This window comes from Frankia sp. QA3 (assembly GCF_000262465.1).
Lineage (GTDB): Bacteria > Actinomycetota > Actinomycetes > Frankiales > Frankiaceae > Frankia.
This window is the reverse complement of record NZ_CM001489.1, coordinates 1,782,984-1,802,314: the sequence shown is the minus strand read 5'-3', so window position 1 is coordinate 1,802,314 and position 19,331 is coordinate 1,782,984. Positions and strand designations below refer to the sequence as shown.

The 19,331-nt window shown below is 72.2% G+C and carries 18 protein-coding genes and 1 pseudogene; 4 read left to right on the top strand and 15 right to left on the bottom strand.

The genetic code is table 11. The features are described from left to right. Window positions 1-46: 46 nt before the first annotated feature. From FRAQA3DRAFT_RS07100 to FRAQA3DRAFT_RS07090, 3 genes are all read left to right on the top strand, one after another. The gene (locus FRAQA3DRAFT_RS07100) at window positions 47-1,129 is read left to right on the top strand and encodes a Gfo/Idh/MocA family protein (protein ID WP_009738390.1); all 1,083 of its coding nucleotides are present in this window, start codon (window positions 47-49) and stop codon (window positions 1,127-1,129) included. A 135-nt stretch (window positions 1,130-1,264) separates the two neighbouring features. Beyond that, window positions 1,265-1,561, top strand: coding sequence for a hypothetical protein (locus tag FRAQA3DRAFT_RS07095; protein WP_009738389.1), 297 nt, complete (start codon window positions 1,265-1,267; stop codon window positions 1,559-1,561). Window positions 1,562-1,738: 177 nt separating this feature from the next. Further along, on the top strand, window positions 1,739-2,974 hold the full coding sequence (locus FRAQA3DRAFT_RS07090) for an ABC transporter substrate-binding protein (protein ID WP_009738388.1): 1,236 nt from the start codon (window positions 1,739-1,741) through the stop codon (window positions 2,972-2,974). A gap of 29 nt (window positions 2,975-3,003) precedes the next feature. Here the strand turns inward: FRAQA3DRAFT_RS07090 and FRAQA3DRAFT_RS07085 are convergent, their stop codons facing one another. From FRAQA3DRAFT_RS07085 to FRAQA3DRAFT_RS07075, 3 genes are all read right to left on the bottom strand, one after another. After that, window positions 3,004-4,479, bottom strand: a complete 1,476-nt coding sequence (locus FRAQA3DRAFT_RS07085) for a class I adenylate-forming enzyme family protein (protein ID WP_009738387.1) — start codon at window positions 4,477-4,479, stop codon at window positions 3,004-3,006. Then, window positions 4,472-5,986 (bottom strand): aldehyde dehydrogenase family protein, encoded by a 1,515-nt coding sequence (locus FRAQA3DRAFT_RS07080; RefSeq protein ID WP_009738386.1) that lies wholly within the window; start codon window positions 5,984-5,986, stop codon window positions 4,472-4,474. The genes FRAQA3DRAFT_RS07085 and FRAQA3DRAFT_RS07080 overlap by 8 nt, the downstream gene beginning before the upstream one ends. Window positions 5,987-6,073: 87 nt before the next feature. Then, complete coding sequence (locus tag FRAQA3DRAFT_RS07075; protein WP_009738385.1) at window positions 6,074-6,901, bottom strand: mycofactocin-coupled SDR family oxidoreductase; 828 nt, start codon at window positions 6,899-6,901, stop codon at window positions 6,074-6,076. A 319-nt stretch (window positions 6,902-7,220) separates the two neighbouring features. Here FRAQA3DRAFT_RS07075 and FRAQA3DRAFT_RS38215 point away from each other — a divergent pair, with 319 nt between their 5' ends. Beyond that, window positions 7,221-8,840: a TetR/AcrR family transcriptional regulator gene (locus FRAQA3DRAFT_RS38215; RefSeq protein ID WP_009738384.1), complete on the top strand. Its 1,620-nt coding sequence runs from the start codon at window positions 7,221-7,223 to the stop codon at window positions 8,838-8,840. 91 nt (window positions 8,841-8,931) lie between these two features. Here the strand turns inward: FRAQA3DRAFT_RS38215 and FRAQA3DRAFT_RS07065 are convergent, their stop codons facing one another. From FRAQA3DRAFT_RS07065 to FRAQA3DRAFT_RS35805, 12 genes and pseudogenes are all read right to left on the bottom strand, one after another. Continuing rightward, complete coding sequence (locus tag FRAQA3DRAFT_RS07065) at window positions 8,932-9,894, bottom strand: thiopeptide-type bacteriocin biosynthesis protein (RefSeq protein WP_009738383.1); 963 nt, start codon at window positions 9,892-9,894, stop codon at window positions 8,932-8,934. Beyond that, the gene (locus FRAQA3DRAFT_RS07060; RefSeq protein WP_009738382.1) at window positions 9,876-11,042 is read right to left on the bottom strand and encodes a lanthionine synthetase C family protein; all 1,167 of its coding nucleotides are present in this window, start codon (window positions 11,040-11,042) and stop codon (window positions 9,876-9,878) included. Before FRAQA3DRAFT_RS07060 ends, FRAQA3DRAFT_RS07065 begins: the two co-directional genes overlap by 19 nt. Next, on the bottom strand, window positions 11,039-14,113 hold the full coding sequence (locus FRAQA3DRAFT_RS07055; protein ID WP_009738381.1) for a lantibiotic dehydratase: 3,075 nt from the start codon (window positions 14,111-14,113) through the stop codon (window positions 11,039-11,041). The genes FRAQA3DRAFT_RS07060 and FRAQA3DRAFT_RS07055 overlap by 4 nt, the downstream gene beginning before the upstream one ends. Window positions 14,114-14,197: 84 nt before the next feature. After that, complete coding sequence (locus FRAQA3DRAFT_RS07050; protein ID WP_009738380.1) at window positions 14,198-14,389, bottom strand: FxLD family lanthipeptide; 192 nt, start codon at window positions 14,387-14,389, stop codon at window positions 14,198-14,200. A 75-nt stretch (window positions 14,390-14,464) separates the two neighbouring features. Then, entirely contained in the window at window positions 14,465-15,718 is a 1,254-nt protein-coding gene (gene fxlM, locus FRAQA3DRAFT_RS07045) for a methyltransferase, FxLD system (protein WP_009738379.1), read from the bottom strand. Window positions 15,719-15,812: 94 nt separating this feature from the next. Further along, window positions 15,813-16,658: a helix-turn-helix transcriptional regulator gene (locus FRAQA3DRAFT_RS07040; RefSeq protein ID WP_009738378.1), complete on the bottom strand. Its 846-nt coding sequence runs from the start codon at window positions 16,656-16,658 to the stop codon at window positions 15,813-15,815. Between the two features lie 37 nt (window positions 16,659-16,695). Next, window positions 16,696-17,217 (bottom strand): DUF6879 family protein, encoded by a 522-nt coding sequence (locus FRAQA3DRAFT_RS07035; RefSeq protein ID WP_009738377.1) that lies wholly within the window; start codon window positions 17,215-17,217, stop codon window positions 16,696-16,698. After that, complete coding sequence (locus FRAQA3DRAFT_RS07030) at window positions 17,210-17,482, bottom strand: hypothetical protein (RefSeq protein ID WP_009738376.1); 273 nt, start codon at window positions 17,480-17,482, stop codon at window positions 17,210-17,212. Before FRAQA3DRAFT_RS07030 ends, FRAQA3DRAFT_RS07035 begins: the two co-directional genes overlap by 8 nt. Window positions 17,483-17,658: 176 nt before the next feature. Further along, window positions 17,659-18,261: a hypothetical protein gene (locus FRAQA3DRAFT_RS07025; protein ID WP_051054184.1), complete on the bottom strand. Its 603-nt coding sequence runs from the start codon at window positions 18,259-18,261 to the stop codon at window positions 17,659-17,661. Further along, complete coding sequence (locus tag FRAQA3DRAFT_RS38470) at window positions 18,206-18,346, bottom strand: hypothetical protein (protein ID WP_157467176.1); 141 nt, start codon at window positions 18,344-18,346, stop codon at window positions 18,206-18,208. Before FRAQA3DRAFT_RS38470 ends, FRAQA3DRAFT_RS07025 begins: the two co-directional genes overlap by 56 nt. A 122-nt stretch (window positions 18,347-18,468) precedes the next feature. Further along, window positions 18,469-18,873 carry a hypothetical protein gene (locus tag FRAQA3DRAFT_RS31310; protein WP_009738375.1) on the bottom strand — a complete coding sequence of 135 codons (405 nt, stop codon included), beginning with the start codon at window positions 18,871-18,873 and terminating at the stop codon, window positions 18,469-18,471. Between the two features lie 88 nt (window positions 18,874-18,961). Next, window positions 18,962-19,331, bottom strand: a pseudogene (locus FRAQA3DRAFT_RS35805) (IS701 family transposase); the annotation flags it as partial.

The window sequence follows — 19,331 nt, the reverse complement described above, 5'->3', positions numbered from 1 at the left end:
CCGGCGGCCGTCCCCTGGGAGGCGACATGACGGCGCGGGTGGTCCGATGACGCTGCGGGTGGGCATCGTGGGGGTCGGCTGGGGGGCGATCGTCCAGGCTCCGGCCTACCGGGCGGCTCAGGGGTACGAGCCGGTGGCGCTGTGCGCGCGCACGCCGGAGCGGCTCGGGAAGGTGGCCGCCCGGCTGGGCATCGACGACACCTCGACCGACTGGCGCTCGTTCGTGCGCCGCGACGACCTTGACCTGATCTCCGTCGCCACCCCGACCGCGCTGCACCACGAGATCACCCTCGCCGCGCTGGAGGCGGGCAAGGCGGTGCTGTGCGAGAAGCCCCTGGCCGCCGATCCCGCGCAGGCCCGGGAGATGGTCACCGCGGCACAGGAGTCGGACCGACCGACCGGCTGCTGCTTCGAGAACCGCTGGAACCCGGAGTGGCTGGCCATCACCGACCAGGTGCGGGCCGGGCTGCTCGGTACCCCGCACGTGGCCCGGGTCAGCCGCAGCGCCTCCTACTGGCATCCCAGCCGGCCCCTGCAGGCCGCCTGGATGTACGACCGCGCCCAGGGCGGCGGCTACCTCGCCGGCATGCTCGTCCACGACCTGGACTTCGTCTGCTCGCTGCTGGGGCCGCCGGTGGCGGTGTGCGCCGACGTGCGCAGCTCGGTGCCGACGCGGGCGCTGCCCGACGGCGGGGAACTGGCCGTGACCGCGGACGACACCTCCGCGCTGCTGCTGCGCCTCGCCTCCGGCGCGATCGCGATCCTGAGCCTGTCCACGATCGGCGCGAACGTCGACCACTTCCGCCTCGAACTGCTGGGCGGCGACGGCACCATCGTCGCCGACGGCAGCCTGCGCCACACCACCTACCAGGCGGGCCCGGCACGTGTGAAGGGGCTGGCCCCGCTGGCCCCGATCGAGCGCGAGCCCGCCTTCCCACAGCACCTGCCCGAGGGCCTGGCCGGGCACGGCAGCCGGGCGATGGCGCTGATGCTCGAGGACTGGCTGCCCGCCTTCGACGGCCAGCCCACCCCGGTCCCCACGTTCACCGACGGGCTGCTGAGCCTGGAGATCATCGACGCGGCGCACCGGTCGTCCGAGGGCGCCGGCTGGGTCCCCATCGAGCTCTGAGGATCGGCGAGCTTCCGAGGATCGGCGAGCTCCGAAGGCCGGCGCGAGTACGAAGGCCGGCGAGTACGAGGTGAAGCTCCACCGGCGCGTAGGGAAACAGTCCCCCGTGAGGACCGCAGGAAGGACGGTGTACACATGACCGACGCAGGGACCAACCCCGCCGCCGTCCCGCAACGCGAGGACGATGACGACCAGGACCTGCTCACCTACGGCGAGGTGGCGGTACGCCTGGCCGAGGAGATCGAGGCGCAGAGCGCCCTGGTCGCCGAGCTGGAAGGCGCCGAGCCGGTGGACGCCGAGCGCGTCGAACGGGAACGCGCGCGGCTCGCCGCGTTGCGCGACGCCCGGGAGCGCAACAAGCGGCGGCCGATCAACGACGAGAACTTCGAACGGTTCTTCGGCTACCGGGGCACACCCCGCTACGAGAGCTGAGACCGCGCCGGGTCCGCCCGGCCGGCGGTGACACCGCCCACCGGCGCTCGACGCCGGGGGCGGGCGAAGCATTCCCTCGTTCCCCGGCGTCCCGCGGCGCCGGGGAACGACCTTTTCTTCCCCTTTTCCGATAGTTTCCTCCCCTCCCTTTCCTGACCGTTCCCACGGGGGTTCACGATGCGTCGCCGATCCGTCTCCTTATCGTTATCCAGCGCCGCCGCGATGCTGGCGTTACTCGCCGCCGGGACGAGCGCGTGCTCGTCCGCGACGGCATCGTCGGCGGCCTCCTGTGACAGCCCGGGCGTGACCTCGTCGGAGGTCAGGCTCGGGCTTCTTTATCCCGACTCCGGGCCGACGGCGGCCTCGCTGGCCGCCACCCGCGCCGGGGTCGACGCCCGCATCGGCCTGGCGAACGCCGCCGGCGGCATCCACGGACGCAAGATCGTCTACGACTGGCGGGACGACCAGGGCGACCCGGCGGCCAACGGCGTCGCCGCCCGGGACCTGGTCGAGCGACAGAAGGTCTTCGGCGTCCTGGAGTACTCCCTGGCCGCCGACGGCAGCGCCCAGTACCTCGCCGACCACGGCGTCCCGGTCGGCGGGCTGGCCACCGGCGACGTCTGGGCGAAGTACCGCAGCATGTTCTCGTTCTCCTCCACCACCGGCGCCGCGGCCGACACCTACGGCACGTTCCTGCGCTCGCAGGGCGGGACGAAGGCGATCCTGCTGCGGACCGCGCTGTCGGCCGGGGTCGGCAACACCAGCGCCAAGATGACCCAGAGCGCCCAGGCCGCCGGCATCCCGGTCGTCAGCGAGATCGCCTACACCGCGAACGCGGACAGCCCGGCGGCCGTCGCCCGGCGCATCGCCGACAGCGGCGCCGACACCCTGCTCACCGTCATCAACGCCCCCGATCTGCCCGCGGTCCTGAACGCCGTGCGCGCAGCCGGGGTGAACCTGCGCGTGGTCCTGTCGGTCAGCGGCTACGACACCCAGCTCCTGCACGACTCCGCCGGCGCGCTGGCCGGCGTGACCATCCCGGTGTTCTACCGCCCGTTCGAGGCCGGCGGCCCGGCGATCGCGAACTACCGCACGGCGATGGCGCGCTACGCCCCGCAGGTCCCCAACCCGCAGCAGGAACTGGCGATGATCGCCTACATCGACACCGACCTGTTCCTGCGCGGGCTGACCGAGGCCGGTCCCTGCCCGACCCGCGAGGGCTTCGTCAACGGCCTCAACGCGGTGCGCGACTACGACGCCGGCGGGCTGATCCAGCCGATGGACCTGGCCCGCGACCGGGGCAAGCAGACCACCTGCTGGTCGTTCGTCCAGGCGAACCAGGCCGGGGACGCCTTCAGCGTCGTCCGCGAGAACCTCTGCGGCCACGAGCTGCCCGCCACCACCGGCTCCTGACCGGCGCGCACTCGCACCCGGCGGGCCCGCTACGGCGACACGCTGCCGGCGGCAGCGGCGTCGTGGCGGGCGCGCAGGGCGGGGCGGGTGAGCTTGCCGGCGGCGTTGAGCGGCAGCGCGTCGACGACGTACCAGTAGGCGGGCACCTTGAACCCGGCCAGCCGGTCGCGCACGAACCGCCGCAGCTCCTCCTCCGGCGGCGGGCGGTCGGGGTCGGCGGGGACGATGAACGCGGCCAGGGTTTCCCCCAGCCGGGCGTCGGGCACCCCGACGATCCCGGCGTCGGCGACCCCGGGATGTTCGACGAGCGCGTGCTCGATCTCCAGCGGGTAGACGTTCTCCCCACCGCGCACGATCATGTCGTTGCGCCGGCCGACCAGGTGCAGGTAGCCGTCGGCGTCGAGGAAACCGAGGTCGCCGCTGTGCAGCCAGCCGTCGGCGGCGTGCACGCTCAGGTGCGCCGCGGCGGCGAGCACCTCGCCGACCCCGGCGTCGTCCGGGTCGTCGATGCGCAGCCGCAGCCCCGGCACGGGCCGCCCGACGGTGGCGAGCAGGTCGGGGGCGCTTGCCGCGGCCCGGTCGTGGTCGGCCGGGGTCAGGCAGGTCAGCGGGCTGCCCTCGGTCTGGCCGAACAGGTTGACCAGGCGCACCCCGGGCAGCACGGCCTGCACCCGGCGCAGCGTCTCCGGGCTGATCGGCGACGCGCCGTAGACCAGGGTGCGCAGCGGCACCGCGTCGAGCGTCCCCTCGGCCAGCAGCATCTCGATCATCGTCGGGACGAGCTGGCAGTGCGTGGCACCCTGCTCCCGCAGGCCGGCCCACCACTGGTGGCTGAAACGCGCCGTCGGCAGCACGGTCGCGCCGACGGTCACCGCGACGAGCGTGTTGCCGAGCCCGCCGATGTGGTGCAGCGGCGAGCCGGTGGCGTAGCGGCTGTCCGGGCCGAGCTCGAGCAGGGCGGACAGCAGCTCGGTGCGCGCGGCGAGCACCTCCTGGGTGACCGGCACCCGCTTGGCCGCCCCGGTGGTGCCCGAGGTGTGCAGATGGAGCGCGACCGGCCCGCTCGGCACGGGCAGGGGCGCGCCCGACGCCCGCAGCGCCGGCACGGGTACCACCCGCGCCCCGGCCAGCGCGGCGGCCTGCGCCGCGACGGCGGCCCAGGCGGGTTCGGTGAGCAGGACGTCGGCGCCGCTGGCACGCACCGGCCCGGCGAGCTCGGCGGCGGTCAGCCGCGGGCCGAGCGGGGCCACCGGACGGTCGGCCGCCGCCCCGCCGAGCAGCAGCGCCAGCGCGTCGGGGTTGCTGGTGAGCAGCGCCGGCACCGGTGTGCCCGCCGGCACGCCGAGCCCGGTGAGGAACTCGGCGGCGTACGTCGCCCGCCCGACGAGCTCGGCGCCGCTGACCGGCCCGGCGGCGTCGAGCACCGCCGGGCGGGCACTGCCCGCGTGCACGGCGAGGACCCGCTCCAGCCAGCTCACCGCGCCGGCGCCCCGGAAATCAGGCACCGACGTAGCCGACGGTCTTGGCCTCGGTGTAGCAGGCGAAGCCCTCCAGGCCGCCCTGGCGGCCCAGACCGGACATCTTGTACCCGCCGTACGGGCCGTCCGAGCCGTAGAACATCCCGCCGTTGACGTTGATGCTGCCGGTGCGGATACGCCGGGCGACGCCCAGGCCCCGTTCGACCGACGCCGAGTACACCCCGCCGGACAGGCCGTACGGGCTGTCGTTGGCGATGCGCACCGCGTCGGCCTCGTCGTCGAACGGGATCGCGCACACCACCGGCCCGAAGATCTCCTCCCGGGCGACGGTCATCGTGTTGTCCACGTCGGCGAGCAGCGTCGGCTGCACGTAGTAGCCGCGCGGCAGGTGCTCGGGCCGCCCACCGCCGACGACGACCCGCGCCCCCTGCGCCCGGCCGGCCTCGACGTAGCCGAGGACCCGCTCGCGCTGGCGGGCGTTGATGAGCGGGCCGGCGAGGTTCGCGGGATCGGTCGGGTCGCCGTAGGGCAGGGCGCCGATCACCCCGGCGAGGATCTCCACGCCCTCCGCGTAGCGGTCACGGGGCAGCAGCACCCGGGTGAGCAGCGCGCAGCCCTGCCCGGAGTGCAGGCAGGCGCCGAACCCGGCCAGCGGCAGCACCGCGGCGAGGTCGGCGTCGTCGAGGACGATCATCGCCGACTTGCCGCCGAGTTCGAGCAGGGTGCGCTTCATCGTCGCCGCGGACTTCTCCACGACGAGCCGGCCCACCCCCGTCGACCCGGTGAACGACACCAGGTCGACCCGCGGGTCGACGAGGAGCTGGCCGGCGACGGCGTTGTCCGAGCAGGGCACCACGTTGACCACGCCCGGCGGGATGTCGGTCTGCTCGGCGATGAGCCGGCCGATGCGGGTGGCGTTCCACGGCGTGTCCGGCGCGGGCTTGAGCACGACCGTGTTCCCGGTCGCCAACGCCGGGCCCAGCTTGTTGATCGTGACCTCGAACGGGAAGTTCCACGGCACGATCGCCGCGACCACCCCGACCGGCTCCCGCCAGACGGCCCGGTGGCTGGGGCCCATCAGGTGGGTGTCGGGCAGGGAGCGCTCCCAGGGGAAGCTGTCCATCAGCTCCAGCGGACCGCGCAGCCCGTCGGCCAGCGGCCAGTCGAGCTGGGCGATGGCGGTGACGGCGACGGGCGCGCCGGCCTCGGCGACGAGCTCGGCGCGCAGCTGCTCGCGCTCGCCCTCCAGCGCCTGCTGCAGCTGCGTCAGGCAGCGGCGGCGCAGGTCACGGTCGGTCGACCAGGCCGACTCGTCGAAGGCGCGCCGCGCCGCGGCGATCGCGGCGTCCAGGTCGACGGCCGCGGCGTCGCTGGTCTGGCCCAGCACTCCCTCGGTGGCCGGGTTGACGTTGTCGTAGACGGCGCCGCCGGTGGCCTCGACCAGCCGGCCATCGATGAGCATCCGAGCCTCGCCGACCACGGTCGCACCGGCCGCCGTGTCGGTGGGGGTGTCGGTGGGGGTCGTACTCGTCACGGGTCCTCCTTCGTACGCCGCCTCCACCACGCCGGGGGGCGGTGATCCGGTCGGGTGAGCGGGCTACCGGGCCTGGCCGTCGCCGTGCTAGCGGCGGACGTCCATGCCGGCGTCGACCTTGAGCAGGCTGCCGGTGAAGGAGCGCGCGGCGTCGGAGATGAGGAACAGGATGGCCTGGCTGACGTCGCCGGGCTCGATGATGGGGAGGTCGGGCAGCATCGTCTGCATCGCGTTGACGAGGTTGGGGTTCGCCTCGATGACGCCGAACAGCGCCGGGTTCTCGGTGACCATCGGCGTCGCGCAGTTCGTCGGCGCCACCGCGTTGACCCGGATGCGGTGCGGGGCCAGCCAGTTCGCGTACGAGCGGACCAGCGCGATGACGGCGTTCTTGGCCATCCCGTAGGCGTCGGAGCCGCCGCGGCCGTCGGTGAGCGGCAGCAGCGCCGCCATGGAGCTGGTGGCGACGAGGTTGCCGCCCTGGCCGCGCTCGATCAGGTGCGGGATGGCGACCTGGAAGGTGTTCCACACGCCGATCTGCATGATGTCGATGCCCAGGCGCAGCGCCTCGTCGGCGTCGCGCTCGTCGCTGTTGCTGAGGATGACCCCGGCGTTGGCCAGGACGGTGTCGATGTGGCCGAAGCGCTCGACCCCGGCGTCGAACGCGGCCTGCAGCGCGGCCCTGTCGCGCACGTCGGCCTCGGCGGTGAGCATCTGCCCGCCGGCCTTCTCCACCAGCTGGGCCGTCTCGGCCAGGTCGTCGGCGGTGCCGAGCTTGTAGGGCACGGCTTCGAGGTCGCGACAGATGTCGACGCCGACGATGTTCGCCCCCTGCTCGGCGAACGTCACCGCGTGCGAGCGGCCCTGCCCGCGCGCCGCTCCGGTGATGAACACGACCCGGTCGTCCAACAAGCCCATGGATGCTCTCTTCTCGCCTCGGTCGGCCGACGACCGGCGGCCCACCTGGGGCGGTCCGGTCGGGCGGCGCGGATGGTCCGGCCAGCGGGCCGCGCGCTCCCCCGAGCACCGGCCGCCTGTGAGCCACCACACTAGTAAGACACCTGTCACATTGGAAGCCCGGGTTGCCCGGGTTGGGATTCCGATCGGTGATGCCAGCCGGCGCGTGCCTCCCGACCTGGCGGAATGCGCACCCGCATACACTCGTTGCACACGCAACGCGATGCCGGAATCACCGTCCGGGACCCGCTCGTTGCGACGAGGCCCGAGGGAGGCCGGGTTGCCGACGCCCGATCCGCTTCCCACGCTCCGCCCGCGCCAGGGCGCCGACTCCCCCACCCCCGGCGGGGGCTCGTGGCTGCCGCGGCACCGGCGTGCGCCGTATCCGGCCAGCCAGGTGATCGGCGCGGAGGGCGCCCGCGCCTGCCAGGAGATCATCGACGCGGCGCGGCGGCTGTTCGTCGAACGCGGCTACCACGGCACGAGCGTCCAGGCGGTCGCCGAGGCCACTGGCCGCTCCGACGCCGCCTTCTACCAGTACTTCCGCGGAAAGCTGGAGGTCTTCCGGATCTTCTTCGAGGAGCTCGGCGTCGACCTGGTCGACCACTTCCAGCGGCTGCCGGTACTCACCGAGGGACCGGCGGGGTTGGCGGTGTTCCGGGCCTGGCTGGGCGAGCTCGGCGCCGTGCTGCGCCGGCACTCACCGGTGTTCGCGGAATGGCCGCTGTCCATCCCGGAGGCGGCCCTCGTCGACAACGCGTCCGTCGACAGCCCGGCACTCGACAACGCGTCCGTCGACAACCCGTCCGACGTTGACAACCCGTCCGAGGAGTACCTGCAGGTGCTCGCCGCGAGCCTGCCGCCGCGGCTGGCCCGCGCCGACACCGGCGGGGTGGACACCCGGGTGCTCTCCGTCGCCGTGATCTGCATCGTCGAGTGGACGCACATCGTCTCCGACGCCCGCGGCAAGATCGCGCGACACCCCGACGAGGACGACGCGCTGCACGACGCCCTCGCCGGCATGATCCACCGCTCGTTCTTCCCCGCCCCCGAACCGACCCCCCGCTCCTGCGAGCCAATCCCGCGCTCCCCCGGCCCGTCCCCCACCGGCCCCATCCCCCGCCCGGATCTCGCCGCTCTGGCCCGCGCCGCACACACCGCCAGACCTGGCGACTCCGACGGCACCGACGGACCTAACGATTCCGCCGGCACTGACGGCGCCACCGGCCCGTCACCCAGCAAGGTCCCCGCGCAGCGGGACGCGCCGCTGCCGCCGGGGCTGCGCAGATCCGTCACCGGTCGGGGGCGCTCCACCGTGGAGACGATCACCGAGGCCGCGGTCGCGGCCTTCGAGCAGCGCGGGCTCGCCGGCACCAGCGTCAACGACATCATCGCCCGCTCCGGCGTCGCACACGGAACCTTCTACCGCTACTGGACGGACCGCACCGCCATCTTCACGACGCTGGCGCACCGCGCCGCGGTGCACATCTGCGACCACTTCGACGCGCTGCTCGCCGTGGGCACCGTCGACGAGCTGACCCGCTGGCTCGACGACTGGCTGCGCATCGTCGAGCGGCACGGCACCGTGTTCCACATCTGGACCTGCGAGATCCTGGACAACCCGCCGCTGTGGCCGCTGGCCCGCGCGGTGCGCCTCCACCTCGAGGACGTCACCGCCCGCCTGCCGCCCCACTGGCCCGCCACGACGACGCCGACCGCCACGGAGCCCACCAGCACGACGCCGACCACCATGACGATCGTGCTGTGGACGGTGCTCACCGAGTTCCCCTACAACGCCTGGCTGCGCCATCCGGTACTCACCCGCGAGCAGGTGCTGCACTGCCTGACCCTGCTGATGGCCCGCGGCGTCCTCGGCCTGCGGGACGAGTTCGACGCCTGAAGCAGCTGCGAGCACAGCGGATGATCCAGTCTTCCGCCAACCGGATCGCACCTGGCAAATAGGCCAGTTCACAGCCTCCCAGGTCCATAGGTCATTCCTCGGGAAAGCACGCGCCTGCCGCTGCGTGGGCGAGGACGGCCTGTGTGAGGGCGGGCAGCCCGAGCCTGTTCCAGTGAAAGATCACGGTGTGGGCGAGGACGGCGCGCAGGCCGCGGCTCAGGGTGCCGGCGGCGGCAGCCGCACCGAGGCGTACGCCTGCCGTCTCGAAAGCATCACGCCACGGGACGGCGAATGCGGCCGGCCCGTCAGAGGTGAACAGCGATGATCCTTTCTGGGCAGGCGCCGCGAGCAGGGTGCGGAGCTGGGCGGCTAGCGTGGTCCGCGCCGTGGACGGGGGCGGGTCGGGTCGCATAGCCGCGACGCGGGTGAAGACGTCGCCGCGTTCGTACCAGTCGAGGCCGGCGCCGGCGCACATGGAACTGATCAGCAGGACGGACAGCTCTCTGCGGCCCAGCGGCAGATTGTCCCGCCGGACGAAGCCGAGGACCCCGGCGGAGTCGGCGCAGAAGAGTGCATGGGCGATCCCCATACCGGCCTGTCCGCCGAACGCGGCCGTTTCCGGCTCGTAGAGGGCGGGCCTCCACGCGGCGATGGTCCCGGCGGCGGTCAGGTCGTCGAGCAGGTTGCGGACCGCATCCGGGTCGGCGTCGAGAAGGCGTACCCGCCAGCCGGGAGGCTTGTTCACATGCCACCACCCGGAGGCCGCGCCGCCTGCCAGGAGTGCGTCGAGCCGGGGGCCGACGAGCGTCGCGAGAGCGTGGTCGGCTGGGGCGTCGTCGGCGGGGCGGAGATGGACCTGGTGCCATCGGGCGGTGGCCCGCTGTTCGAGCGCGGCCATGCCGGCCAGGTGGTACGCGTCGGCTGCGTCGGCGAGGTCGGTCGGATGCAGGCCCACCTCGGCCGCGGCGACGGCGATGTCGCGCCCGCCGAGGAGGGCGTGGATGGCGTCGGCGACCCGTCCGGCGGTCGGCGCGGTCAGCTGAGCAGCAGGCATGAGTCCCATCCGGACAGAGGCGGGGCGGCGGCGCGGCGGGCGGATTCGAGCACGAGTTGGACACCCGTGTCGCCGGTGAGCAGCGCGGTGGACCCGTCGGTGGCGCCGGCCTGCGCGGTGAGGGTGGCGGCGAGTTCGGGAAGGTGGGTGCCGATTGCGGGGGTGATCGCGTCGGCGGCGACGCGGGTTGCTGCCTGGTAGATGCCGGCGAGGCCGTGGCACAGGCCGGCGTCCGGAAGTGTGGCGAGGCGGGGTCCGGTCAGGCAGGTGGCGAAGGCGTGCTCGGCGTCGGCCTGGCGCGCGGGGTCGGCGGTGGCGATCGCGGCGAGTTGGAGAGCGCGGGCGATCCCGGGTGTCCCGTAGCACAGAGATGGTCGTCCTGGACCCGGCTGGGCGGGGTGCCCGGCACGTAGATCGTCGCGGGTGAGCCACTGGGGCCACCACGGCCCGTCGTCGGAGTCCTGGCGCCACTGGTCGAACCAGGCGCACAGGCTTGTGATCGCGTCGTGGTGGCCGTCCACGGTGTGGCCGGCGCGGGCGGCGAGGGCGAGGAACGCGAGGATGCCGGCCGCGCCGTGGGCCAGGCCCAGGTTCGCGTGGCCGCCCGGGGTCGGGGACAGCGGGTCGGGGTCGCGGGCTGCCCACCAGCCCGGTGCCGGCAGCCCGTCGAGCGTGAGGGGCTGGGTTGCGAGCCGGCTCAGGTAAGTGAGGACGGCGGCGAGGGTGTCACTGGCCGGGGCGGTGCGCAGGAGGATGAGTCCGAGTCCGGTGAGTCCGTAGAACAGGTCGTACTCGTCGAACGTGCCTGGGGTTTCGTGGGCGATGCGGGCCTGGGCCGTGTCGAGCCGCGAGCGGGTGATGCGATGCAGGTGACGGTCGAGCGTTCGGGCTGCGTGCTGGTAGCGAGGCTCCCCGTCCGCGGTGGCGGTGTGGAGCACGAAGCGCAGGGCAGGCGCGCCGTGTACCAGGCAGCCGCTCGGGCTGCCGTCCACCGGTCCGGACGTCGCGAGGACGAGGGCAACATGTGCGTCCTGCCAGGTTCCGGCGGCGGTGAGCGCGCGTTCGATGCGCAACAACGCGGTTCCGGCCGTGCCCTGGGAGAGCGACTGGGCTGCCGCGTGCTGGGCGCTGATCGTCGAGGTGGTCACAGGTGGCCCGTTCTACCGAGGTGGCGCAGCGCAGCGGCGCGGGCGAGTCGCCCGGTCTGTTTTTCGAAGGTGGGGTCGAGGCCGAGTGCTCGCATGTGGTGCTCGTGCAGGAGGGTCCGCAGAGCGGTGCGGGGGTCGCGCTGCGCGGACAGCTGCTCGTGGTAGGTGGCGAGCGCGGTGTCGCGGTCGGCCCACGCGCGGGCGACCGTGTCATCGCCCTGCAGCATGGCCAGTGCGCGCGGTCCGCCGTCGAGGTCGGCCAGGTCGCAGGTCAGATCGCGCAGGCTGCGGTCCAGCGGGCCGCTGCCCTGGTCCAGGCAGTGGATCAGAGCCCGGTACCCGGTGACGGGGTCGGGGGCGAACGCGGCGGCGATCCGGGTCATCGAGGCGGCGGCGAGCGCCTGGGCTGTCACGCTTCCGGCGGCGGTGGCGAGTTGGGCGACCGCCGAGGCCGTGTCTGCTGCCCAGACGTCCTCGGCCGCGGTGAGGGCGCCGCCCGTCCCGTATCGGCCGGGCTGTTCGTAGTACGGGACGAGGCTCAGTGCGGCGGGCAGGCCGCGTGTTTCCAGGTCAGCGGCGAACTGGGCGAGTCGGGCGGCCAGCGGACCGAAGTCGTCCGGGTCGGCGAGGCGCAGGTACACGTCGATGTGCTGCGGGATCTCCGCGTTAATCATGTCGCGGTGGCGGCGTAACCACCATCGGGTGGTCATCGAGTGCAGACGGTCGGCGAGGCGGGGAAGGTGGGCGGCGATGAGATCGTCGAACCGTGCCGGGTTGCCGGTGATCCGGGCACACACGACTCGGCCCGTTCCGGGGCGATGCACGGCGCCCGGCGCAGTCGTGACCGGGAGAGGCCGCGGCGGGGCGCTGGCCAGGGTCAGCGGGATGAGCAGTTCGGCGGGCCGGCCGAGCCAGTCGTCGGCCCCGGCCGGGCTGTCCTCGCGGAGCTCGGTGTGCGGGGCGCGGCTCAGGTGGGCCCGCAGGAGTTCCCGATCGAGTGGGTGCTCCAGGTCCAGGGGGAGCCGCTGCTCACCGTCGCAGAGCACGACGCGGTCGGGGACCCGCCACCTGTGCTGCCAGGCGGCCAGCCGCGCGTCGAAGTCGACGACGGGTAGGGCGGGGAGCGTGTGTTCCGCGAGGTGCCAGCGGGCGGGAAACAGGACCGTCCTGCGGTAGCGGATGCGGGGCACGTAGGGCAGGACGCGGGCCGCGCCGACGTCGAACGGGCGCAGGTCGGCACACCGTGCGCCGGCGACCTCGGCGATGAACCGGGCAAGCGGCGGGGTGTGTGCGGTCATCTCCAGCGCGTGCGGGATATGCGGCACCACGCGGCGTCCCGTGGGGAGGTGGACGAGGTACAGCTGCGCCCCGTCCGCGGTCACGGCCAGGTCGTCGACGCCGATGACCGCGGCGGCGCCGGCTGGCTGTTCACCGAGGGGAACGACCGTGTCGGTCAGGGGCGCGACCCGGGTCATGTGCTCGGTGCGCGGCACGCGCGGCCGGAACGACACCTGCACTGCCAGGGTGTTCTCCTGCTGGTCCGCGGTGCGGAAGGTGATGGCGAGCGCGTCGCGTTCCACGGCGGTGAGCAGGTGGCTGAACCGGCCGGCCATGCTGCCGGGGACACGCGCCGCCCCGGTCATCCACAGCTCGAAGTGCCCGGCGTTGATCGCCGCGGTGGATCGGGCGTGCAGGGACACGGCGATCTCGACGCGGGGTGGCGGGACGACCGCGTCAGGATCACCGATCGTGAGTGCGCGCATGTCGCCGCTGGTCAGGCGGATTTCGTCGCTGCCGTCGAGCGCGGCCCGCTGGATCAGCGTCAGCAGTGTCGCGTCGCGTTCTGTCAACGTCCGCCACACGGGGCGCGGGGCCGGGGTGCCCAGGTAGCCGTCCGGGTAGCCGAGGCCGGAGTCGGCGACCAGTTCCCGAACCGGCACCAGTGCCCCGGGGCCGTAGCGTTCTTTGAACCGTGCCTGGTACTCCAGCCAGGACATCGCGCCGAACGGCCAGGTCGTCAGCCGAACAAGCGCGTCGGCTGCCGCGACGGCCTCGTCCAGAACCGTGTCGGGGATCGTGACGTGCCCGTCGAGCCGCACGTCCATCGCCAGAGGGCGGTCCACGGTGGGCGTCAACGCAGCCATCCGCGCGCCGGCGGCGACGCGCAGCGCCCCGGCGTCGGAGGGGCGGAGGCAGTCGTTGTGCGCGGCGAGGATGCAGGCGATGTCCGCCAGCTCGCCCAGCACCGCGGCGGCGTCCGGCGCCTCGTCCGCGCCGGCGGCACGCAGCACGGCGCACAGGTGTTCCAACGGGTCACCTGCCGTCATCGGCGGATGCAGGTTGGTGATCAGAAACTCCTCGTCGAGGAGGTCCCCGAGGAGCGCCCGGACGCGATCCGGTGCCGCCCCGGGGAACCGGTCCGCGAGTGCGGCGGCGAGCACCATGACGCTGACCGGTGATGCGGCCAGGTCCATCGCGGCCCGCACGGGCTCGGTCGCGCGGATCGAGGCCTCGGCAACGGCGCCCGGTGTCCGCGCGCCGATGGCAGCGCGGCGGGTCAGGATCAGCCGGCCGTCCCGCACGATCGCGGTGGAATCCGCCGCGACGATGAGCCGGTCCCGTAGGGCAGGGGTGCGGCCGAGATCCCGGGCCAGGATCGCGATCCACTCGACATCGGGACGGACGATCACCCGGTGCGCGCCACCGATCGCCGCCCCGGCAGGTCCCACTGCGGCGGGAACGACCCCGGCGAACAGGCCGAACGGAGTGACCCGCCGCTGCCACCGCAGCAGGTAGGCCGCGAGCGCCAGCACCGTGCGGCGCAGATCACGGGTGGTGGGATGCCCGGTGCCGACGACGATGTCCCCGACCCGGGCGGCAAGGTCGGAGCTCGCCGCGGTCACCGCGTCGCGTATGTCCTGGCGCGACCAGGCTTTCGCGAGCCACGCGCTGCCCTCGACCTCGACCGCCGCCGGATCGGCGACGTCCAGCTCGCACGGCAGGTCAAGATCGCCGGGATCCGTCGTCGACCGCAGCAAAACCACGCGGTGGTGCCGGTACCGCACGACCATCCCGGGCTCCTCGCTCCGACGGCAACAAGGGGTGATCCGGCCACGACGACCGAGGGCGAGGCGCCGGCGGCGCGGACCGGGGAGTCAGAACGGGTCGGCGGAGTTGCTGGCGCAGGCACTCGGCTTGCAGGTCGACCCGCAGTTGTCGTCGGTGGAGCACATCGTGATGACGAGCGGGCCGGCCGCCTCGATCACTCGCAGGTCGAGGTCGACGTCGAACGGGTCAGGCTCGCTGGACACGGGCGCGGGCGCGAGCACTGCGGTGGATGGAGTCATGGCTGGCTTTCCTTCCCATGGGTGGATTACCGGGATGTGCCTGAGCAGACGTGCCGCGAGGCCGGCGATGGTGAGCTAGCCGGCCGCAGGCCAGGTGATGGTGGCGGTGCCGTGGGTCTTCCGGAACCGGCACACGGGAGCGTCCCCGGCCGAGGGGATGGCGGTACCTGCGGGCCAGTAGGCGAAGGCGTCGCCGGGAATCGTCCGGCCGTGGGCGTCCCAGGCCCTGATCTGGGCGACCAGCGCCTCGGCGGCTTCGGCGGCGTGCGGCCCGTATCCCCGCGCGCCGAACTCGCGCTGCGCGCCGGGCAGCCCGCTGTCGCGGAGCTCCATCACGCAGAACGAATCACCGATCACGCTGCCGAACGGGAACCAGGTTCTGCACACGCCCTCGGCCGCCATCGGCGTGCCGGGCCCCGCCTCGACCCGGCAGAAGCCGGGCAGGAATCCGGCGAGCCAGAGATGCAGGTCGGCGAAGTCGACCTGGACCGGAATCGTGCACCCGGACCAGGCCTGGGCCGGGCCGTGGTCCAGCGCGCCCGTCAGCAGACGCGGGTCGTCGACCTCGGTCTCGTCGAACAGGAGCGTCACGAGCCCGCCGGCGGGGTGGCGCAGCCGAAGCCCACGGTTCGCCCGCTCCCCCACGCCCTGCATCGGCACGAACCCACACAGCTGCGCGGACGTGCTCGCCCAGTGCTCCCCCGAGCGGCGCAACGCCAGCGAGCGGGTGAACGTGTTCATCCGCAGCGGCACGACGATCACCCCGCCGCCGGCCAGCTGCTCCAGCCACGCCGGCGCCAGGTCCCACGCCCCGACTGTCACCACGACCGCGTCGTAATCCGCATGCTCAGGGACGCCGTGCTCCGCATCCGCGGTGACGACGACGACCCGGTCGCCGTAGCCGGCAGCGTCCAGTCCCGCGGTCGCGCGGGCGGTCACCTCCGGATCGATGTCCACGGTCACCGCCTGACCGTTCTTACCGACGATCTCAGCGAGCAGGGCCGCGTTGTAGCCGCCGCTGCCCACCTCCAGGACCCGCATCCCCGGCGCGATACCCGCCTGCGCGATCATCCGGGCCTGAAGCCACGGCGCCGACACCGATGACATGCTCGCGCCGCCTGCACCTACCTTCGTGACCACGGACTGGTCGGCGTCATAGATCGTTTCCAGCGGCGTGCCGTCCGGTACGAACAGGTGCCGCGGGACGGTCCGAAACGCGGCTTCCATCTCCGGGCCGCCGATCCAGCCGTCGGCGACAAGCCGGTCGGTCATCGCCGCGCGCATCTCGTCCGCCTGGTCGAAACTGGCCACGCTGGGGGCCTGGGTCACGTCACGCTCCTACGGGGTCATTGGATGACGCGGTTCACCGTAGGGCCGGTGAGATCATCAGGGCCAGGAGTGTGCCCGAGTGTGGCCACTCGGACTACGGGCGCGGACTTGCGGAGGCGAGGAGGTCGCGGGCTCGGGCGCCGTAGACGGCGATCTCACTGAAACGCGCGAACATCTGCGCGTAAGCGGCGATCTCGGTCGGCTGGGTGACCGTCAGGTACCCGGAGACCAACTCGACGTTCGCCTGCTCGTTGTCAAAGATCCAGAAGTCTTCGGCTGGGCCGGCCACGCCGCGGTCGGGAGACGCGGGAATGACGCCCAGGGACACGGCGGGCCACGTCGTGATCTCGGCCAGGTGTGCGCACTGGCTGCGCATGACCGCCGGGCCGCCGAAGCCGTTACGCAGCACGGACTCCTCGACGAGGAACGCGGCGGTGCGCTGGTTGCGGCGCAGGACGCGCTGGCGCTTCATCCGCGCCGCGACCGCCGCCTCGACGTCGTCGTGGACTCCGCGCCGCTGCTGGTAGGCGCGCAGCACGGCGCGGGTGTAGTCCTCGGTCTGGATGAGTCCGGGAACGATCCAGCAGCTGTAGGCACGAAACTGACGGGTCCGCTCGTAGAGGGGCAGCCGCGCCTCCTGAGCATGGCGCAGCCCGGAACGTTCCATCCGCCGCCACTCGACCCACATCCCCTCCGCCGTGTGCAGGGACGCGATCAGATCCGCTGTCTCGCTCTCGGCGCCGCAGATCTGGCACCACGCGCGGACGTCCGCCGCGGACGGGGGTCGGGAGGCATGCTCGATCTTGGAGACCTTCGTGCGCTCCCAGCCGGCGTGCACAGCCAGCTCGATCGCGGTAAGACCGGCGTCGCGGCGGAGCTCACGAAGCCGGTCCGCGAGGAGCTGGCGGGCCTGCCGGGCGCTGGAGGAAGACGGCTGCACGGGAGAAAGACTGCCTCGACGGCGGGAAGATCGGCGCTCAGACCAGCTCGTACTCCTGGTGCGGAACAGCCCGCTCCCACGCGGCCTCGAACGCCGCCGCACACTGCGTGGCGATCGCCGGATCGGGTGAGAGACGGGTGTCGAGGAGCTCTCCGCGGCCGGAGAAGTAGTTGAACTGTGCCTGCCGGCCGTCGAAAACCCAGAAGTCGTTCGCGGGGAGCAACAGGCCGGTGGCCAGGTGCCGGGGCAGCCAGCGGATCTGCTCCCCCGCGGTGACGTTCGACGCGGTCGTCGCGTGTTCGAACCTGATGTAGTCGGTCACCGGCTCCGACACGATCCGGATCCGGCGGACCTCGACCCCCCGTCCGGTCACCTCGGCGATCAGATCCAGCCAGGGCCGGGGAGTCAGCCGCCGGCGGAACTCCTCCTGGTCACCGACGCGCCACGCCTGAAACCACGGATCCCCGCCGTCGTAGGAATCCCGCATCTCCAGATGCACGGCGGAAGACGAACACGCCCGCAGCAGCTCGCCGAACGGCGGATCGGGCTCCTCAGCCACGCCCGGGATGCGGGCCAGGTCCCTGCCTGTCTCGGTCGTAGGTCCCATCGGCCGCCTCCATGATGAACGCCTTCATGACCGCCGGAAGCCGGACCACGGCCTCGGTCGAGCCGAGCGGGCTGTGCCGCGAGACTTCCGCGAGCTCCTCCGGACCGGTCACCGCCTCGCCCTGGAACCACAGGTCGCCGGTGTCCTCATCGACGAACACCGCCGGGCAGCCGTTGTCAGGCGACTTCGGATCAATACCCACGAAACTTAGCCGCATCAAGGTCTCCCAACTCAGGAGTGTGCCGAAGTGGGCCGCTCACGCACGATCCACCAACGGGCACCCGCCGTCAAGATCTGACTACGCCACGACAGGTGCCTCTATGTCTCATGGCTCCCTTTCCGGATGACGGCGATCGATGGGTACGAGTCCCGGCCTTGGCGCCGGGGCTCCGGTCAGGGCCAGGAGATCGTGATCCGGCGGTGCCGTTTGTCGATCACTCGGCCGGTGGGAAGCTCGTCGTCGGGTGCGGTGAGCGGATACGCCTCGATGCGGGCCTGGTCGCGGCGGTGGTCGCGGTCCCAGACGCGGATCTGGTCGACCAGGCAGTCCGCGAGGGCGTCGGCGTTCGGCCCGTGGCCGTAGACCCCGAACTCGAACAGGGTCCGTTCCTCGCTGGTCGGCCGTACCATGCGGTACGCGAAACTGTCGTCGTCGGCCAGCGTCGCGACCCCCAGCGGGGAGACGGACGCGACCAGGCCCCGTTCACGGGCCTGCACTGTCCCGGTCAGCAGAACGAAGCCGTCCAGGACGGTGGCCAGCCACAGATCGAGGTTGTCGAACGGCTCGAAACCACCCACGGTCACCCCCGACCAGCGCTCAACCCGAGGCTGACGCAGGGCCCTGTCCAGCGCGGTGGAATTCACCCGCTGCCCGTCGTCGAGGCGCAGGCCCACCTCCTCACCGACGACATCGTGCAGCAGCACCAGGTCCGTGCGGCTCTCACCGGCGCCCTGCATCGGCACGAAGCCACACAACTGGTAGTCCCGGGCAACCACCGTCGAGGTCGAAGGCGACGGTCCTCGTCAGGCCCCGCATCCGCAGCGGGACGACGATCCGCCCACCGTCGGCCAGCTGCTCCACCCACGCCGGCGGAATGTCCCACGCCCCGACTTAACTGGAATTTGATCTTGATCGTGGGTGCAACTGGTCAAGCTCGATGTCGAGGCATAGCCGAGACGGACTGACTTCCGATATCGATTCTTTCAGATCATGCTGGCCAGGTATGCCAGTTCGTTCTGGTAGCGCGTCACGGACCGGTTGACCTGCAAGCGCTTTCCCTGGACCGTGTGGAACTGGCCAACCTTGAGACGAGCTACTGGGATGCTCTGGGCGCCGCCGATCCGACCGGAGGACATGAAGTCGTCGGTCACCACGATCGCGTCCACCGGGTCGGTGTCGAACAGCGCCGGGTATTGCACGGCGATTTCGATCGCGCGTTCGATATACATCCGAGAGGCGCGGTCGGGGGTCGAACGAAGTGTGCTCTTGGAGCCGACCATGGTCATGACGATCGCTGCGACTCGCGGTGCGCCCCGCCCGCCGGCCCGGTCGTTCCAAACCTGGAAGTCTTTCGTCGGGTCAGACAGCAGGTTGAGCGTGAGTCTCAACGAGTCCAGCGAATGCTCGTCGACGCGGACTGGGATGATGATCCCATCGGCCGCGCACCAGGCTAGTACTCCAACCCGACTTTTGTGATCAGTTGAGTTGTAGTTTCACGGTCTGGCGGTGGTAGTGACAGTGTTTGGCGAGGAGTTGTCGGTGGCGCCGCCACCAGGACCAGGCCAGTAGGAAGGCTTTCGTCACGGAAGGTCGTCGCATGGCTACCTCGACGAACGGGTGGCGGACCTCGTTGACGGTCAGCGGGATCAGACCCTCGGCTGGCTCGATCTTGCGAGCACGGGCCGTCGTCACGGCGAGGAACGCGTAGGCCAGCATCGCGATCATGGTCCAGCGATGCCAGGGGGTCCAGCGCCTGACCTGGTGTTCGTCGAGCGCCGCGAGTTCTTTGCACGACTGAAAATCATCTTCGACGGACCAACGGATACCAGCTACCCGCACCAACGTG

Coding starts and splice junctions, on each gene's coding strand:
- FRAQA3DRAFT_RS07055 (WP_009738381.1), bottom strand. CDS start 14,113: ATGGTCGTGCGGTACCGGCACCACCGCGTGGTTTTGCTGCGGTCGACG.
- FRAQA3DRAFT_RS07090 (WP_009738388.1), top strand. CDS start 1,739: ATGCGTCGCCGATCCGTCTCCTTATCGTTATCCAGCGCCGCCGCGATG.
- FRAQA3DRAFT_RS07075 (WP_009738385.1), bottom strand. CDS start 6,901: ATGGGCTTGTTGGACGACCGGGTCGTGTTCATCACCGGAGCGGCGCGC.
- FRAQA3DRAFT_RS07050 (WP_009738380.1), bottom strand. CDS start 14,389: ATGACTCCATCCACCGCAGTGCTCGCGCCCGCGCCCGTGTCCAGCGAG.
- FRAQA3DRAFT_RS07100 (WP_009738390.1), top strand. CDS start 47: ATGACGCTGCGGGTGGGCATCGTGGGGGTCGGCTGGGGGGCGATCGTC.
- FRAQA3DRAFT_RS07095 (WP_009738389.1), top strand. CDS start 1,265: ATGACCGACGCAGGGACCAACCCCGCCGCCGTCCCGCAACGCGAGGAC.
- FRAQA3DRAFT_RS07065 (WP_009738383.1), bottom strand. CDS start 9,894: ATGCCTGCTGCTCAGCTGACCGCGCCGACCGCCGGACGGGTCGCCGAC.
- FRAQA3DRAFT_RS07030 (WP_009738376.1), bottom strand. CDS start 17,482: ATGCGGCTAAGTTTCGTGGGTATTGATCCGAAGTCGCCTGACAACGGC.